The 16934-nt window shown below is 37.1% G+C and carries 14 protein-coding genes; 12 read left to right on the top strand and 2 right to left on the bottom strand.

Translation table 11 applies throughout. The annotated features are described in order from the left end of the window. Nucleotides 1–17 precede the first annotated feature (17 nt). From R6U77_RS01315 to R6U77_RS01275, 9 genes are all read left to right on the top strand, one after another. The gene (locus R6U77_RS01315) at nucleotides 18–1190 is read left to right on the top strand and encodes a DUF418 domain-containing protein (protein WP_319837115.1); all 1173 of its coding nucleotides are present in this window, start codon (nucleotides 18–20) and stop codon (nucleotides 1188–1190) included. Nucleotides 1191–1351: 161 nt separating this feature from the next. Beyond that, a complete protein-coding gene (locus R6U77_RS01310; RefSeq protein ID WP_319837114.1) occupies nucleotides 1352–2254 on the top strand; it encodes a fumarylacetoacetate hydrolase family protein in 903 nt (300 codons plus the stop codon). Between the two features lie 159 nt (nucleotides 2255–2413). After that, on the top strand, nucleotides 2414–2782 hold the full coding sequence (locus R6U77_RS01305) for a YisL family protein (RefSeq protein ID WP_319837113.1): 369 nt from the start codon (nucleotides 2414–2416) through the stop codon (nucleotides 2780–2782). Between the two features lie 151 nt (nucleotides 2783–2933). Next, nucleotides 2934–4403 (top strand): alpha-amylase family glycosyl hydrolase, encoded by a 1470-nt coding sequence (locus R6U77_RS01300; protein ID WP_319837112.1) that lies wholly within the window; start codon nucleotides 2934–2936, stop codon nucleotides 4401–4403. A gap of 715 nt (nucleotides 4404–5118) precedes the next feature. Further along, the gene (locus R6U77_RS01295) at nucleotides 5119–6129 is read left to right on the top strand and encodes an ABC transporter ATP-binding protein (RefSeq protein ID WP_293929526.1); all 1011 of its coding nucleotides are present in this window, start codon (nucleotides 5119–5121) and stop codon (nucleotides 6127–6129) included. Further along, nucleotides 6129–7079 carry an ATP-binding cassette domain-containing protein gene (locus R6U77_RS01290; protein ID WP_293929525.1) on the top strand — a complete coding sequence of 317 codons (951 nt, stop codon included), beginning with the start codon at nucleotides 6129–6131 and terminating at the stop codon, nucleotides 7077–7079. The genes R6U77_RS01295 and R6U77_RS01290 overlap by 1 nt, the downstream gene beginning before the upstream one ends. Before the next feature lies 1 nt (nucleotide 7080). After that, nucleotides 7081–8043 carry an oligopeptide ABC transporter permease gene (gene opp4B / locus R6U77_RS01285; RefSeq protein WP_293929524.1) on the top strand — a complete coding sequence of 321 codons (963 nt, stop codon included), beginning with the start codon at nucleotides 7081–7083 and terminating at the stop codon, nucleotides 8041–8043. Nucleotides 8044–8075: 32 nt separating this feature from the next. Continuing rightward, complete coding sequence (locus R6U77_RS01280; protein ID WP_319837111.1) at nucleotides 8076–8981, top strand: ABC transporter permease; 906 nt, start codon at nucleotides 8076–8078, stop codon at nucleotides 8979–8981. 366 nt (nucleotides 8982–9347) lie between these two features. Further along, the gene (locus R6U77_RS01275; RefSeq protein WP_319837110.1) at nucleotides 9348–11189 is read left to right on the top strand and encodes an oligopeptide ABC transporter substrate-binding protein; all 1842 of its coding nucleotides are present in this window, start codon (nucleotides 9348–9350) and stop codon (nucleotides 11187–11189) included. Between the two features lie 432 nt (nucleotides 11190–11621). On the opposite strand, the gene R6U77_RS01270 is transcribed toward R6U77_RS01275, so the two are convergent. Next, nucleotides 11622–12428 (bottom strand): Cof-type HAD-IIB family hydrolase, encoded by an 807-nt coding sequence (locus R6U77_RS01270; protein ID WP_319837109.1) that lies wholly within the window; start codon nucleotides 12426–12428, stop codon nucleotides 11622–11624. A 182-nt stretch (nucleotides 12429–12610) separates the two neighbouring features. Between R6U77_RS01270 and R6U77_RS01265 the strand changes: the two genes are divergently transcribed. Next, complete coding sequence (locus R6U77_RS01265; RefSeq protein WP_319837108.1) at nucleotides 12611–13363, top strand: prolyl oligopeptidase family serine peptidase; 753 nt, start codon at nucleotides 12611–12613, stop codon at nucleotides 13361–13363. A gap of 49 nt (nucleotides 13364–13412) precedes the next feature. Next, nucleotides 13413–13727 (top strand): metal-sulfur cluster assembly factor, encoded by a 315-nt coding sequence (locus tag R6U77_RS01260; protein WP_406601069.1) that lies wholly within the window; start codon nucleotides 13413–13415, stop codon nucleotides 13725–13727. Nucleotides 13728–13776: 49 nt separating this feature from the next. Here R6U77_RS01260 and R6U77_RS01255 read toward each other — a convergent pair whose 3' ends face one another. Beyond that, nucleotides 13777–14469, bottom strand: a complete 693-nt coding sequence (locus tag R6U77_RS01255; protein ID WP_319837107.1) for a Crp/Fnr family transcriptional regulator — start codon at nucleotides 14467–14469, stop codon at nucleotides 13777–13779. Between the two features lie 238 nt (nucleotides 14470–14707). Here R6U77_RS01255 and R6U77_RS01250 point away from each other — a divergent pair, with 238 nt between their 5' ends. Then, the gene (locus R6U77_RS01250) at nucleotides 14708–16834 is read left to right on the top strand and encodes an ATP-dependent Clp protease ATP-binding subunit (RefSeq protein ID WP_319837106.1); all 2127 of its coding nucleotides are present in this window, start codon (nucleotides 14708–14710) and stop codon (nucleotides 16832–16834) included. Nucleotides 16835–16934: the final 100 nt, after the last annotated feature.

Raw genomic sequence — 16934 nt, 5'->3', positions numbered from 1 at the left:
AAAAAGGAGTCATAACTGTGAATTTTCAACCTACATTAATGCATGAACGGGTACATACGATTGATATTTTACGCGGTGTGAGTTTATTCGGTATATTGCTTGTCAATATGTTTGGCTTTTATTTACCACAGCCACATATCGATATTGCTTATTGGTTTACTGAGGCAAAGGATATTATGTGGCAACAAACGCTAGATATTTATGTGCAAAGTAGCTTCTATCCGCTCTTTTCTATGTTGTTTGGCTATGGATTAGCGATGCAATATACGAAATCACAAAGAACGGGCAGCAATTTTTATAAATTTGCACCGAAGCGCCTCTTTATTTTATTTGGAATCGGCTTGGCACATGCCTTTCTTATTTGGTGGGGCGATATTTTAGTAACATATGCATTTTGTGGCTTCTTTTTAATTGCCTTAATGCGTTTGAAAAGCTCATGGATGGTCGCACTAGCCATCATGCTTAATGCTTTACTGCATGGCTTTATATTATTTGCTTTGTCGATTCAAGGTATAGCAAACGTGGAAAAGACAGCGCAATTTGTTGATATTACGATGGTGCAAAATGCCATCGTCGCATATGGGACAGGTACATGGAGCGATGCTTTTACACAGCGCTTAGCCGATTTGTCAGTACAGATGAGCCTTGGCGCATGGTTTGCCTCATTATTTACGATTTTGCCATATATGTTAATTGGGGCAGCAGCTGCGAAATGGCGCTTAATTGAACGGGCAAAAGAGCTAAAAGTGATGTGGCTTATGTTAGCTATCGTTGGGATAGGGTTAGGGCTTTTCATTAAAAGTGCACCATATATGCTTACATATACAAACATGTTAGACTATGTAAAGGTGTTTGTCGGTGGTCCAATTTTAGCGGTTGGCTATATGGCTGCGATTGTTGTTATTTGTTTATTGCCCTTTGCTTTAAAGCTATTATCACCATTTGCTAAGCTTGGGCGTATGTCAATGACGATGTATATTATGCAGTCAATTGTTTGTACATTTATTTTCTACAATTTCGGCTTCGGCTTGTATGGAAAAATGTCAGTTCAAATGGGAACGTATATGGCACTTGGCATTTTTGCTGCACAGCTAGTCATTGCAGAGCTATGGTTGTCGAAGTTTTCGCAAGGGCCGCTGGAAGCTATTATAAAAAGATTTACTTACGGTAAAAAATTATCAGAAAAATAAGGCTTTTTGTTGCATAATGATGTATGATGTAGAAAATGAAACTTCGATTAGTAGTTATTCGTTCACTATTAAGAAGAAACTTTCATTTAGTCAGACATTTACGGGTAGATTGATAGCTGTCTGTACATGCGAGATAAAAAAGAAGGAGTGCAAACACGATTATGAAACTATTATCATTTAAATTAAATGGACAAGTAAAATTTGGACCGAAAGTAAAAAAAGAAGAAGCGGTTTGGGATGTGTTAGCAATCCAAGATGCGTTACAAGTTTTTCCTTCTTTTCCGTCAACGATTATTGAGGGTATTGCATTAGGCTTTGACTTTGTAGAAAAAACAAGAAAATTAGTAGATGCCGCACAAAAAAGTGAAAATGCGGAGCAATTTAAATATACATTTAATGAAATTGAATGGTTAGCACCAATTCCACGTACACCGAAAAATATTTTATGCGTAGGCAAAAACTACAGGGACCATGTACAAGAAATGGGTGGAGATACAGCACCGGAAGATATTGTTGTCTTTACAAAAGCACCGACAGCAATTGCAGCAGATGAAACGACAATACCCGTTCATGCAGAAAAGACAGCAATGCTAGATTACGAGGGTGAACTAGCTATTGTCATCGGTAAACGTGGTAAAGATATTCCAAAAGGGCTTGCTTATGACTATATATTTGGTTATACAATCGCCAACGATTTAACAGCACGTGATTTACAAGAAAAGCATAAGCAATATTTCTTAGGAAAAAGCTTAGATGAATCTTGCCCAATGGGACCATATTTAGTATCAAAGGATGAAATTCCAGATCCACAAGTGTTATCAATTGTCACAAAAGTAAATGGTGAAGTACGTCAAAACGGCTCCACGAAAGATATGCTATTTAACGTAGCAGACATTATCTCAATTTTATCAAAATATGTGACATTAGAGCCTGGCGATATTATTTTAACAGGCACGCCTGCAGGAGTAGGTAAGGGCATGAATCCACCAGCATATTTAAAAGCAGGTGACGAAGTGAAAGTTTCCATTGAAGGAATTGGCACACTTGCAAATCGCTTTGCATAAATAATTGAAGTAGAACCCGAATGTATGTGAATAGCATCATTCGGGTTTTTCTTTGAAATTGTGTGAGAATTGTGTGGGTGCCTGGCACCATATTCATTGAAACTACTTATCTCACATGATAGGATAGGTCATGAAGAGAAAAAATGAGGTGGGATACGAATGAGTTTTTTAACAAGCACAACGCATCTTCATGTTACGACATGGGTGATTGCACTTGTACTATTTTTCATTGCTGCATTAGCAAGTAAGCCAAACAAAGGCGTACATATGACATTGCGTGTTATGTACATTTTAATTATTATTTCTGGTGGCGCATTATTTATGGAATGGCGCGGTAATGTTGCGGAGAGCAATATGTTTTATGATATGAAAGTATTGTTTGGCATACTTGTCATCGGCTTCATGGAGATGATTTTAGTACGTAAAACAAAAGGGAAATCTACAACGATGTTCTGGGGATTGTTTGCTATCGTGTTATTAGTAACACTTTATTTAGGGCTATCAATGGGAATCGGTATGAATTTCTAAAATAAAAGGTGCAGAGCAATATGTCTCTGCACCTTTATTTTGTTCACGTATTTGCCGTATTTCGTTTTAATTTACAGGATTGTCATAGATAAAGGGTGCTGAAGTTTGGTAAAATGACGATGAACTATTGTGAGCTAGGAGAGAACTTCAAATGAAAATAATGAAATGGGTTTCTGCAGTAATCGCTGCATTTTTAATAATATCTCCATTATCAGCTGTCAGCTATGCTAAGGAGACACGAACGATTACAGATGAAAGTATATATGATGTATTAGTTGACCGTTATTTTAATAAAAACGCAGGCAATGATATCAATGTAGATCGACAAGATGCTGCTCAATTTGCTGGCGGTGATTTCAATGGCTTAGTGGATCGACTTGCAACAATAAAAAAAATGGGCTTTACAATTACTTCGATTGGATCTGTATTCACGACAGAAACATATGATGGTTGGACACCAACAAGCTATGAGCAATTAGAGCCTCATTTTGGTACAGAGCAGGAGCTAAAAGATTTAATTTCAGCTTACAATAAAGAAGGCATTGAAATCATGGTGGACTTCCCATTATCCAATGTTAGTGTGAATCATGAATGGGTGAAAGATTCAGCAAAACAAGCATGGATTAAGTCAGAGCACAATGGGCTTGTGCAATGGGATTTAGCAAATGCTGAAGTGCAGGCTGCTTTACAAGAAGCATTGATGCAATTTGTCAACAGCTATGATTTTGGAGGTATCCGTTTAACGAATATTACAGATGCGGACACAGCTTTTTTAAATCGTTTAATTGATTCCTTGAAAGCACAAAACAGCGCACTATATGTCATTTCAAACGAAGCGAGTGAAGCCAATTTTGATGCCGCATTTGCAGCAGATGCGGCAACTGTATATCGAAATATGTTTAAAAATGTAGATTTATCAACAGCTGATTTGCTGAAAGATGTTGAACCTTACTTAGAAAATCAAGAGGCAGCACCACAATTAATGATTGATTCATTACAAACAGATCGCTTTGTGTTGGATGCAACAGAGCAAAAAATGTTCCCACCTACACGCTTAAAGATGGCGATATTGCCATTGATGTTTATGCCTGGTGTGCCAGTAATGCAATATGGCACAGAAATTGCGATGAATGGTGAGGCAGGAGAGCAAGCACATCAAATCTATAATTTTAAAACAGAGGAAGAGCTCGTTGACTTCATCGGTAATTTGCAAAGCATTCGAAATAAATCTGCTGCGATGCGTCAAGGTGATTTCGCACTAGTAGAAAATGATAATGGCTTAATTGCTTATACACGCAAGCTGGAAGACGAGCAATGGCTAGTTATTGCAAACAATACAAGTAAAACGAAGCAAATTATTTTGAAGGCAGAAGATATTGGTGAAGGAAAAGAGCTACGCGGTGTATTGAGCAATGAAATCGTTAAGCAAAATAAAAATAATGAGTACGTTGTTGTGCTAGACCGAGAAGTTTCCGACGTTTACCAAATTATTGATGAACGTGGCTGGAATATTCCTTATTTAGTAGCATTAGGAATTGTTTATCTGTTATTTGTTACTTTTGTTATCGTCATTATCAAGCGCGGTCGCCAAAAACGTAGCACAAAGGATGCCATTCAATAGTTAAAAATACCTTATCATTCCTTTTTTAGGAATAGATAAGGTGTTTTTTTATGAAAAAGAAAAAAATTTTTTTATGAAATTTTTTAAAAAAATAGCGAAAATATATTAAATTATTGGTTCGACATGCGAAATATGGCATATTTTCTACTGTTGTTCTATATAAAATAAAAGTAAATAAGTAAAAGAGACATAAAAATTCGACTTTCGAATTAACAAAAGAAAATATTATTTCTTCATAACTATTTAACTAGTCTTAATGTTACATATATTACATATATGTATGTTATTCATAATGAATGTAAATTCAATGTAACGCAGATATTGTCAATTCAGAAAGTAATTGTTTGAATATTCTTATATCTAAGAAGGGACATTATAATTATTTTGATATAATTTATTCTTCGCTCTAAATTGATAGAAAAATAGCGCATAATGCAGAATAAAAAGCATTAACTAGCACTTTAAAGTGATAAAGTAAGAAAAAAATAAAAAGGACTTGTCAAAAATATTATTTAAATTTAGAATCATGTTATGTCAGAATAGCTAAAGATGGACATATTGACTTTGAAGATTTACAAAGAGTATAATGTGAAGCGGTATAGTCAGCTTTTATATTATACTATCAAGAATGAGGGAACAGTTTTGAATAATTGATTTTTTCTGAATAATAAATTGTCATAATATTCTCAACTGGTTGCTTGAAAGGAGAAAGAATTTGAAAACGTCAGAAGAGCTTTTAGTAATTAAAGATTTACATACAGGTTTTCGAATTAAGGATACATACTTCGATGCAGTAGATGGTGTATCATTAACGTTAAGAAAAAACGAAATCCTGGCGATTGTTGGCGAATCAGGCTGTGGTAAAAGTACATTAGCCACATCAATTATTGGACTTCATGACCATAATAAAACGCGAGTGCAAGGTGAGATTTTATTTAAAAATAAAAATCTTGCAAAATTAAGCGAGGATGAGTTCAACGATGTTCGTGGTATGGATATAGGAATGATTTTCCAGGATCCGCTTTCTGCATTAAATCCATTAATGCGTATTGGGGAGCAGATTGAGGAAAGTTTAATTTATCATACTAAGTTAACAAAGGAACAACGTGTAGCTCGAGTTTTCGAACTATTAACGCAAGTTGGAATTCCAAACCCACAACGTGTTGCAAGACAATTCCCACACCAATTATCTGGTGGTATGCGTCAGCGTGTTATTATTGCGATTGCGATTTCTTGTAAGCCGCAAATTATTATTGCGGATGAACCGACAACGGCTTTGGATGTAACAATCCAGGCTCAAATTTTGGACTTACTAAAAGACTTACAGGCAGAGACAGGCTCAGGTATTATCTTAATTACACACGATTTAGGTGTTGTAGCTGAAGTAGCTGATCGTGTAGCTGTTATGTATGCCGGTCAAATTATCGAAGAGGCACCAGTAGAGGAATTATTTAATAATCCGAAACATCCATACACGCGTTCATTATTTAATTCAATTCCACAAATGAACTCGGATGGGAAAAAACTAAATGTTATCGAAGGTATCGTGCCTTCTTTAATGAAATTGCCACGTCAAGGATGTCGTTTCTCACCACGTATTTCTTGGATTCCGGAAAGTGCGCATGAGAAAGACCCTGTGTTGCACGAAGTAGCACCAAATCATTTTGTAAGATGTACGTGCTATAAGGAATTCTACTTTAAAGGCGAAGAAGGAGGACGTGCATAATGAGCTTTATGCAAATAAAAGATTTAAAAGTCCATTACCCAATTCGCGGTGGATTTTTTAATACAGTAATTGATAACGTATATGCTGTTGATGGCATTTCAATGGAATTCGAAAAAGGAAAAGCTTATGGCTTAGTTGGCGAATCAGGCTGTGGTAAGTCAACAACAGGTAAGTCTATTATTGGCTTAGAAAAAATTTCTTCAGGATCTATTATTTATGAGGGTGAAAATGTAACGAATAAGCGTCGTGATCGTACGTCGGCTTATAATCGTGATATTCAAATGATTTTCCAAGATTCTCATTCAAGTATGAATCCAAGAAAGCGTGTACAAGATATTTTAGCAGAGCCAATTCGCAACTTTTTGAAGCTAACGCCTCAGGAGGAAAGTCGCAGAATCAATGAGCTTTTAGCGATTGTTGGTATGCCAGAAGATGCGAAATTAAAATATCCACATGAATTTTCAGGTGGTCAAAAGCAACGTCTTGGTATTGCACGTGCGATTGCGACAAATCCTAAATTAATCATTGCGGATGAGCCAGTTTCGGCACTTGATTTATCTGTACAAGCACAAGTATTAAACTTTATGAAAGATATTCAAGAAGAGTATGGCTTAAGCTATTTATTTATTTCACATGACTTAGGTGTTGTGAAGCATATGTGTGACTATATTTCTATTATGTATAAAGGACGTTTCGTAGAGTCTGGTACAAAGCATGATATTTATGAAAATCCACAGCATATTTATACAAAGCGCTTATTATCTGCAATTCCAGATGTTTCACCAATGGGACGTGAAGAACGCAAACGTGAGCGTATTGAAGTAGAACGTAACTATCAAGTAGAGCATAAGCAGTATTTCGATGAAAATGGTCGAGTGTATGATTTAACACCAATTTCAGACACGCATTTTGTCGCTGCAACTTCTTCAGCTTTGAAGGGAGGCAATTAATATGTGGAAAACGATTATTAGACGTTTCTTAATTATGATTCCACAATTATTTGTGCTGAGTTTATTAATTTTCATTATGGCGAAAAACATGCCTGGTGATCCATTTACAGGTAAAATTACGCCTGAAACAGATCCTGCACGTATTGAAGAATTGCGTGAAATAAATGGTTTGAATGATCCATGGTATCAACAATATGCGCGTTGGGTTGGTAATGCTTTCCAAGGGGAGTTTGGAAACAGTTATACGTACAAAGTAAAAGTATCAACATTAATCGGTGAACGTGCGTTAAATACGTTCTGGTTATCGTTATTAACAGCTGTAATGCTTTATGCAATCGCAGTGCCATTAGGGGTATTGGCAGGGCGTTTCCATAACAGCTGGTTTGACAGAGGGGTAGTTTTATATAGTTTTGTAAGCTTTGCCATACCGACATTCGTATTAGCATTAATTTTGCTATACTTCTTCGGTTATCAATTACACTGGTTCCCAACAACAGGCTCAGTAGATGTGCGTGAAGTGCCAGGCTCGGCTGGCTATTATATGAGTAAAATCTATCATATGATTTTACCTGCATTTACAGCAGCGATTTTAGGAACGGTTGGAATTATCCAATATTTACGTACAGAAGTAGTTGATGCAAAAGGCATGGACTATGTACGTACAGCACGAGCAAAAGGTGTGCCAGCACGTAAAGTGTATTCTCGACATATTTTCCGTAACTCGTTATTACCAGTTGCAGCATTTATTGGTTTTACAATTACGGGCTTATTAGGCGGTTCTATTTTCATTGAAACAATTTTCGCATATCCAGGTATGGGGCAACTATTTATTTCGTCTATTGCATCACGTGACTATAGTGTTATCACGGCACTCGTTATGTTATACGGCTTCTTAGCGTTATTAGGTAGTCTATTATCCGATATTATTATGAGTATTGTTGACCCACGAATTAGGATTGAATAGACAAAATAATAAGTTAAGGAGAGGTGAAAAAAGTGGTTAAAGAGAAAGACAATAAAAAAGAACAAGAAATCGTCAGCGCTCCGCCAACAGGCTTTCAAGTAATATGGCGCGAGTTTCTAAAAGATAAAGTGGCGATGTTTTCATTAGTTTTGATGGTTTTAACGATTTCAGGTGTTTTTATCGCATCATTATTTTTCGACCCAGCAGAGGTCATGAAAGTATCGTTACGTGATAAATATGCACCACCGAGTACCGCTCATTGGCTTGGAGCAGATATTGGTGGTAGTGATATTTTTGGACAGTTGATTATCGGGGCTAAAAACTCGTTATTAATTGCGATTGCGATTACATTAATTACAGGTATAGCAGGTATTTTTATCGGTTTAGCCTGTGGTTATTTTGGTGGCTGGATTGATAATATGTTTATGCGTATTATCGACTTCTTCATCACATTGCCATCTTTAATGATTATCATTGTATTTATTACAATTGTACCGAAGTATACAGTTTTTACGTTTATTATCATTGTGAGTATATTCGGTTGGACTGGTATTGCACGTCTCGTACGTTCAAAAGCATTATCAGAAAGCCGTCGTGATTATGTAAATGCTTCGAAAACGCTTGGTACAAATGATTTTGTTATTATTTTCAAGGAAGTAATGCCAAATATTAGTTCTATTTTAATTGTTGAAGCAACATTAAACTTTGCAGGGAATATTGGGATTGAAACAGGTTTGACTTTTTTAGGCTTCGGTTTACCACCGTCAACGCCTTCATTAGGAACACTTGTAGCATATGCAAATAACCCGTTAGTTATGTCAACATATTGGTGGGTATGGCTACCAGCAGCATTATTTATTTTAATTTTAATGCTTTCAATCAACTATGTTGGACAAGCTTTACGTCGTGCAGCAGATGCTAAGCAGCGCCTAGGTTAATAGCATGAAGAGGGAAATTTAGAAAATATTTTCTAAATTTCTCTCAAAATTCATGAAATTATACTAGACTTTTTGCATATAAAATAGTTAAGATATGAAAGTAGTAACTTTAAATAGGTGCTTCTTGAATAAACTATTAATTTATTATATTCAGAAAAAACTGAAAATTGATTTTTTTTGAAAGATTTACTAGAATGTATTTATGGTTTTGTACTTGTTGCTAGCGCTTTCATTTTAGCGCTAATACATTTGGTACAGAAAAGATTGGTACCATCGCGTTTATCAATTTGATAAATGTGTTTTGATAAATATGGCTAGTGTTTATAGGTACAATTTCTAGCTGAGGCAAAAAAGGGAGGAAATAAAATGAAGAAACAACGTTGGGCTCTTCTAGCGATGTTATTTGCACTAATGTTTGTATTAGCTGCATGTGGCGGAGATAAGAACGAAGACGCAAGCAAAGGCACTGACACAAATAAAACTGACGGTGGCACAACGACTAATGAAGAAACAAATACTGAGCAAGAAGATGGTTTCCAATTAGCTGTTGAAAATGACGGTACTGCTATTGAGGGCGGTACATTAATGGTAGCAATGCAGAAGGATTCACCTTTCCAAGGTATCTTCTCATATGCATTATATGAAGATGCATACGATGGTGATTTATTATCATTCGCATCTAATTCTCTTTTCAAAACTGACGGTGACTTTTTAATTACTGATGAAGGTATTGCTAGCATGGAATCAAAGCCAGCAGAAAAAGAGGGTGAGCCAAGTATCGTAACGATTAAAATTCGTGAAGGTGTTAAATGGTCTGATGGCGAGCCATTAAAAATCGAAGATTTAATTTTACCATATGAAATTATCGCACACGCTGATTATACAGGTGTTCGTTATGGCGAAGAGCTAAAAAATATTATCGGTGTTGAAGAGTATCATAATGGTACAGCAGACACAATTTCTGGTCTGAAAAAGATTGATGAAACAACTTTAGAAATTCATATGAAACAGATTTCTCCAGCATTAGCTTCTGGTGGTGATGGTCTTTGGACATATGCTGAGCCAAGCCACATCCTTGGTGATGTTCCTGTAGCGGACTTAGTAGAGCATGATGCAGTTCGTAAAAATCCAGTTACACTTGGTGCTTTCGTAATTGATCGCATTGTTCCTGGTGAGTCTGTACAATACAAAGCAAATGAGCACTACTGGAAAGGTAAGCCGAAATTAGATGGCGTTATCGTAAAAGTAGTACCACCTGCTTCTATCGCAAAAGCTTTAGAGGCTGGCGAATATGACTTAGCATTATCATTCGGTTCTGCGCAATATCCAGAAATCGAAAACTTAACAAACATTGATATTTTAGCTCGCCCTGAGCTTTACTACTCATACCTAGGCTTTAAAGTAGGTAAATGGGATTCAGAAACTAAAGCTGTAGTAACAGATTTAGAAAACTCTAAAATGGGTGACGTAAACTTACGTCAAGCTATGGCTTATGCATTAAACGTTGAAGAAGTAACAGAAGTGTTCTATGATGGTTTACGTGAGCGTGCAAATGCTATCATGCCACCAGTATTTAAATCATATTACAATCCTGAATTAGAAGGATATAAATACGATCCTGAAAAAGCAAACCAATTATTAGACGACGCTGGCTTCAAAGATGTTGACGGCGACGGCTTCCGTGAAGATAAAGATGGTAAACCACTTGAAATTAAATTTGCTACAATGTCAGGTGACGATGTAGCTGAGCAAATTGCAGCATTCTGGTTACAAAACTGGAAAGAAGTTGGCTTAAATGTAGTATTCACAGATGGCCGTACACTTGAATTCAACTCATTCTATGACCGAGTTCAAGCGGATGATCCGAACATTGATATCTTTATGGCTGCATGGGGTGTAGGTACTAACCCATCTCAAATTAGCACATATGGACTTAATGCTCAATATAACTTCTCTCGCTACACATCTGAGAGCTTACAACAAACTTTATTGAACATGGATTCTCCAGAGGCATTCGATGCATCTTACCGTGCGGCACAGTTTGCGGCATTCGAAAAAGAAATTGCTGAATTAGCTCCAATCGTTCCAATGATGTACCGTTTAGAACTTTCACCTGTTAATAAACGTGTGAAAAATTATAGCATTGACTATTCTAACCCAACGGAACTTCAAGATATCGAATTAACTGCTGATGCACCAATTAAATAATAATTAGTGTAAGGCTAAAACCCCCTCTCTTGCATTTGCGAGAGAGGGGGTTTTGATTTAACTACATAAAAATATATTATAAGTAATATTTTGTTTGTGAAAAGGTCAGCACTAAATATGTTTGAATATCATTTTGTTCTGTACAAGGATGTATCCAACGTACTCCAATGTGTAGCGCAAAGCGTGCATAAATTTCAATACCATTTTTAATGGATACCTAACTCGTTCGTGAAATGCAACTTTAACATCAATAGTCAGCTTTATATTATTTTTATAAAAAGAAATGGCTTCATACCTTTCAGCTTCATCTAATACCCTCAAATTAGGAATAGAATATTGAATTTTTGATTTCTCTAGCTTTGCTTTATACTTCCACATCATTAATAGTTAAACGAATGAGCCCAAGGGAAGTTGTTAACATCGTTCCATCAGTTACAGCTTCAAACGCTGTGCTAAAAACTTCCCGATGCCATCTTCATTATTGGATAGCGTAATTTCATTAGCAATGTTCTTTAATGGTTCAATGCCATTGTTCATTGCAACACCTATTCCTGCATAATCAATCATTTCTAAATCGTTATCCTCATCACCGAAAGCAATAATGCGCTCGCGTGGAATTTGCATTTCATGGGCAATACGAGAAATGCCAACCGCTTTACTTAACCCTTTGCGTACAACTTCAATAATATTGAATGGTGCCCCCCAGCGGCGGTGCTCAATTAATTCAGCGTGGACATCCTCTAAATGCTGACGAATTGTTGTAATATGCTGATCTGTCGCTTGAATAAGTAAGCTAGTAGGGTCCTCCAATAAATGAGTTTTTAAATTACCTGTTGTAATTTGTGGATTGCCCATCGTTAAAATATGCATCATTTTTTCATCTTCATTATGCAAATAAACATCATCCATTATTTCTGCGATTAAATTTTCATAATCAAATTTATCAACTGAATCGACAACATCGTGTACAACGCTCATTGCAAGCGGTGAATGAAGCTGCTGCCAAGCACTATTCGTTGGGTGATGTACTAATGCACCATTAAAATTAACGATTGGTGTTTTTAAATCAAGCTCGCGGTAATAAATTTCACTCGCACGATAAGGACGACCCGTTGCAATCATGACTGCATGTCCCTCTTGCTGGGCTTTCATTAAAATATCCTTTGTATGTGTGGAGATTTGTTGTTGATCTGTTAGTAATGTACCGTCTAGATCTAAGACGATTAAATGTTGCTTCATATAAGATAGTCCCCTTTCATTAGCGTCAACAAAGCTAAACGCTAAAAACAAGCAAGCAGTATATGTCACTGATTGAAGTTTCATTCTATTTTACTGTGTCTCGCTATTATACGTCAAAGTTTTGTCATATCATTCAATTTTTGTTACTCTAAATATAATATTGTTTGTAGGAGTGAAGTTAAGTGATTGTCCAACGTGAGGTGTGGGAGCACATACCATTATTGCATGTGCATACGAAAGAAATGACCATAGAAAGTCCTAGCGTCATCTTTATTCATGGCTTTGGCAGTGCGAAGGAGCATAATTTACATTTTGCTTATCAGTTAGTAGAGAAAGGGGTACGTGTCATTTTACCTGATGCCCATCTACATGGGGAGCGTGCAAAGCCAAATACAAGCACACAGCAGCTAGAGCCTGTATTTTGGGATATTGTTACACGTACAGTGGGAGAGGTTGAAACGATTGAAGAAGCTCTTCAAAATAAAGGTTTATTGGCAAATAATACCATTGGCATTGCAGGCACTTCAATGGGCGGTATTGTGACAGTAGGCTGTTTAAGTCAATATGATTGGATACAGGCTGCTGGTGTTTGTATGGGGGCAACAAGCTATAAGAAATTTGCTGAGCACCAGCTTGCTCAATTTGCAAAAGCTGGTGTGCAGCTGCCCTTTACTGAGCAAGAGCTTGCCCATACAATGACGGCATTGGCAGCATATGATTTAGAAAATAAAGAGGATATTTTACAGCGAGTACCGACAATTTTTTGGCATGGCAAACAAGATCAAGTTGTCCCATTTGAGATGAGCTATCCGTACTTCGAAAAGCATGGAGAAAACTCGCGCTCTGCATACATGGTAGATGAAAAAGCCGGGCATGCTGTATCAAGAGCAGGGATGCTTGCTGTAACGGACTGGCTTGCACAGCATTTGGCATAAGCTTAGAGTTCTGCTATCATAAAATGTAACAAGAAAGGAGTGTTGAGAAATGGCGATTGATCAAGATATGAAAGATAGCATGTATAGCGCTTTAGAAAATGTAATTGACCCTGAGTTAGGTATTGATATTATTAACTTAGGCTTAGTATATGATGTGGATTTAAATGAAGAAGGCTTAGCGACGGTAACGATGACATTAACTTCTATGGGATGCCCACTTGGCCCTGTTATTGTAGACCAAGTTAAAACAGCTTTAGGTGAACTACCAGAAGTAAAGGATACAGAAGTTAATATTGTGTGGACACCAGCGTGGTCAAAAGATATGATGACACGCTATGCAAAAATGGCGCTAGGTGTGCGCTAAATGTAAAAGTCGATTTCATACCAAAAACATTGGTGTGAAATCGACTTTTTTAATCAATTCGGCAAATCGTTAAAGGACAATTTTCACAATTAATTTCATTCTTTAAAAACTGTAAATCATGTATCGTAATGTAGCTTTTGTTAAAGGAAATGATGTTGCGCTTTTTCAAATCATTGAGCATACGATTAATCAATTCACGACTTGTAGCACACAGGTTTGCTAACTCGGTATTCGTTAAAGTGAAATTGATAAAGATAGAACCATCCTCTTGCACTTCTCCATACGTATTAGTTAGGCGAATTAATGTTGAATAAAGCGCTCCCTTTTTTCCATGAAGCATTAAATCGCGCAAGCGACTTTGATGTTTCATCGCCTCGATTTGCACCCATTGTAAATATTCCATCATTAATTTGGGATGTTCTGTTACTAACAATTCGAACGTGTTATGTGAAAGTGATAATAATGTGGCTGTCTCTAATGCTCTAGCGTTAACCATATGATAGTTAAGCTGACAAAATGGCGAGCTTTCCCCAATAATGACACCATCACCACAAATACGTAAAGTTAATTCCTTACCTTGCTCGGTTTCCTTACTAAGCTGGATAATTCCGCTTTTAATTAAAAATATGTGATGTGCTTTTTCACCTTCTTGAAAGAGCTGATGACCTTTATCAATTTTTATTAATGAACCATGTTCTTCAAATAGCTGAAAAATCTCTGTAGGGATTGTTTGAAAAGACATGTACATGCACTCCTTTCTTACATAGATGTAGGAATTGTGACTGACATTTTCAAAAATTGTTTAAGGCTATAATAGCATAATATGTATAAGGAAAATATAGCTTCTGTATTAAAATATGACTTTCTTATTGAAGGAAGACTATGCTCCATCAGTTGTGGAGTATTTTTTTGCAAAGCTTTCTCTGAAGACTTATAATTTAATTAGTCAGTAAAGGTCAAACTTTTTGGAGGGATATTTGATGCAATTTAAACAAACAGAAGATAATCGTCCCCCTTTAGAACAATTTGGGCGGAATTTAATCGAAGAAGTGAAGAAGGGGAAAATGGACCCTGTTATTGGGCGAGATGAAGAAATTCGCAATGTCATTCGCATCTTAACAAGAAAAACAAAAAACAATCCTGTACTAATTGGTGAGCCAGGTGTCGGGAAGACAGCTATCGTTGAAGGGTTAGCACAGCGTATTGTACGCAAAGATGTGCCAGAAGGATTAAAGGATGCAGAGCTGTACGAATTAGATATGAGTGCATTAATTGCAGGTGCGAGCTATCGTGGGCAATTTGAGGAGCGCTTAAAGGCTGTATTGAAGCAAGTGAAGGATTCAGAAGGGCGCATCATTTTATTTATTGATGAAATTCATACAATTGTTGGCGCAGGTAAAACAGATGGTGCAATGGATGCAGGAAATATGCTGAAACCAATGCTAGCGCGCGGTGAATTGCATTGCATTGGGGCAACAACTTTAGATGAGTACCGTATGTATATTGAGAAGGACCCTGCATTAGAGCGTCGCTTCCAGCAAGTATTAGTGCGTGAGCCTTCTATCGAGGATACCGTATCAATTTTACGTGGCTTGAAGGAGCGCTTTGAGCTACACCATGCTGTGCGCATTCATGACCGTGCGATTATTGCGGCGGCAGAATTATCAAATCGTTATATTACGGAACGCTTTTTACCAGATAAAGCGATTGATTTAATTGATGAGGCATGTGCGATGATTCGTACAGAAATTGATTCAATGCCACAGGAGCTCGATATGATAAAGCGTCGTTTGATGCAGCTTGAAATCGAGGAACAAGCATTACAGAAGGAAAAAGATGAGGCAAGTAAAAAACGCCTCGAAACATTAAGGAATGAAATTGCTGAATTGAAAGCATCATCAAATGATATGATGACACAATGGGAAGCTGAAAAGGCGAGCTTGCAATCCATTCAAAAGAAACGTGAGCAGCTCGATAAACATCGTCGTGATTTAGAAGAGGCGGAGAGCAAATATGATTTAAACAAAGCAGCAGAGCTACGACATGGTAAAATTCCAACATTGGAAAAAGAGTTAGCAGAGCTTGAAGCATCTTTAAATGATGAGGAAGCACGTCTATTACGTGAGGAAGTAACCGCTGATGAAATTGCTTCTATCGTTGCGCGTTGGACAGGCATTCCTGTCATGAAGCTGGTAGAGGGAGAACGTGAAAAGCTACTGCGCTTAAAGGATGTTTTACATGAGCGTGTCGTAGGACAGGACAATGCGGTAACACTCGTTACGGAAGCGGTATGGCGTGCACGTGCAGGTATTAAAGATCCAACAAAGCCTATAGGTTCATTTTTATTTTTAGGACCTACAGGTGTTGGGAAAACAGAGCTAGCCAAAGCGTTAGCTGCACAATTATTCGACTCAGAGGATCACTTTATTCGCATTGATATGAGTGAGTATATGGAAAAGCATAGTGTTTCAAGACTTGTTGGTGCACCTCCAGGCTATATTGGCTATGAGGAGGGTGGGCAGTTAACAGAGGCAGTACGCCGTAATCCATATGCAGTTGTGTTATTGGATGAAATTGAGAAAGCTCATCCAGATGTCGCGAATATTTTGTTACAAGTGCTAGATGATGGACGCATTACAGATAGCCAAGGGCGTAATGTCAACTTTAGCAATACGGTTATTATTATGACATCAAATATTGGCTCAAGCTATTTACTGGAAGCAAATGAACAGGCTGAGGAACTTGTCATGACAGCTCTTCGTCAGCATTTCAAGCCAGAGCTATTGAATCGTGTTGATGATATTATTACATTCCATGCTTTAACGAATGAACATTTTTATGCAATCGCTTGGAAATATGTTCACCAGCTACAGGCACGCATTGCAGAGCAGGAAATTACTGTGAATGTGGATGATGCAGTTGTTCGGTGGGTTGTAGAACAAGGCGTCGACGTACAATTTGGCGCACGTCCGTTGAAACGCTTCGTACAACGTCATATTGAAACGGCCGTGGCAAAGGCGTTGTTACAAGGTAATGTATTGCCAGGGGATACATTAGAAGTAACATTGCTTGATGGAGCGGTGCATATTGAGAAGTTTCATAACTAACTGTACAATTAATTAAATAATAGGATTGAAGAGACAAGAATTGTACTCCAATTCTTGTTTTTTTGATTTTCCGTAATTATACAATATACTTATGAAGAGG

It is taken from the genome of Lysinibacillus louembei (genome assembly GCF_033880585.1).
In the GTDB taxonomy this organism is placed as follows: Bacteria; Bacillota; Bacilli; order Bacillales_A; family Planococcaceae; genus Metasolibacillus; species Metasolibacillus louembei.
This window is presented reverse-complemented; position numbering and strand designations above follow the sequence as displayed.

Coding starts and splice junctions, on each gene's coding strand:
- R6U77_RS01310 (WP_319837114.1), top strand. CDS start 1,352: ATGAAACTATTATCATTTAAATTAAATGGACAAGTAAAATTTGGACCG.
- R6U77_RS01305 (WP_319837113.1), top strand. CDS start 2,414: ATGAGTTTTTTAACAAGCACAACGCATCTTCATGTTACGACATGGGTG.
- R6U77_RS01300 (WP_319837112.1), top strand. CDS start 2,934: ATGAAAATAATGAAATGGGTTTCTGCAGTAATCGCTGCATTTTTAATA.
- R6U77_RS01290 (WP_293929525.1), top strand. CDS start 6,129: ATGAGCTTTATGCAAATAAAAGATTTAAAAGTCCATTACCCAATTCGC.
- opp4B (WP_293929524.1), top strand. CDS start 7,081: ATGTGGAAAACGATTATTAGACGTTTCTTAATTATGATTCCACAATTA.
- R6U77_RS01275 (WP_319837110.1), top strand. CDS start 9,348: ATGAAGAAACAACGTTGGGCTCTTCTAGCGATGTTATTTGCACTAATG.
- R6U77_RS01270 (WP_319837109.1), bottom strand. CDS start 12,428: ATGAAGCAACATTTAATCGTCTTAGATCTAGACGGTACATTACTAACA.
- R6U77_RS01260 (WP_406601069.1), top strand. CDS start 13,413: ATGGCGATTGATCAAGATATGAAAGATAGCATGTATAGCGCTTTAGAA.
- R6U77_RS01255 (WP_319837107.1), bottom strand. CDS start 14,469: ATGTCTTTTCAAACAATCCCTACAGAGATTTTTCAGCTATTTGAAGAA.
- R6U77_RS01250 (WP_319837106.1), top strand. CDS start 14,708: ATGCAATTTAAACAAACAGAAGATAATCGTCCCCCTTTAGAACAATTT.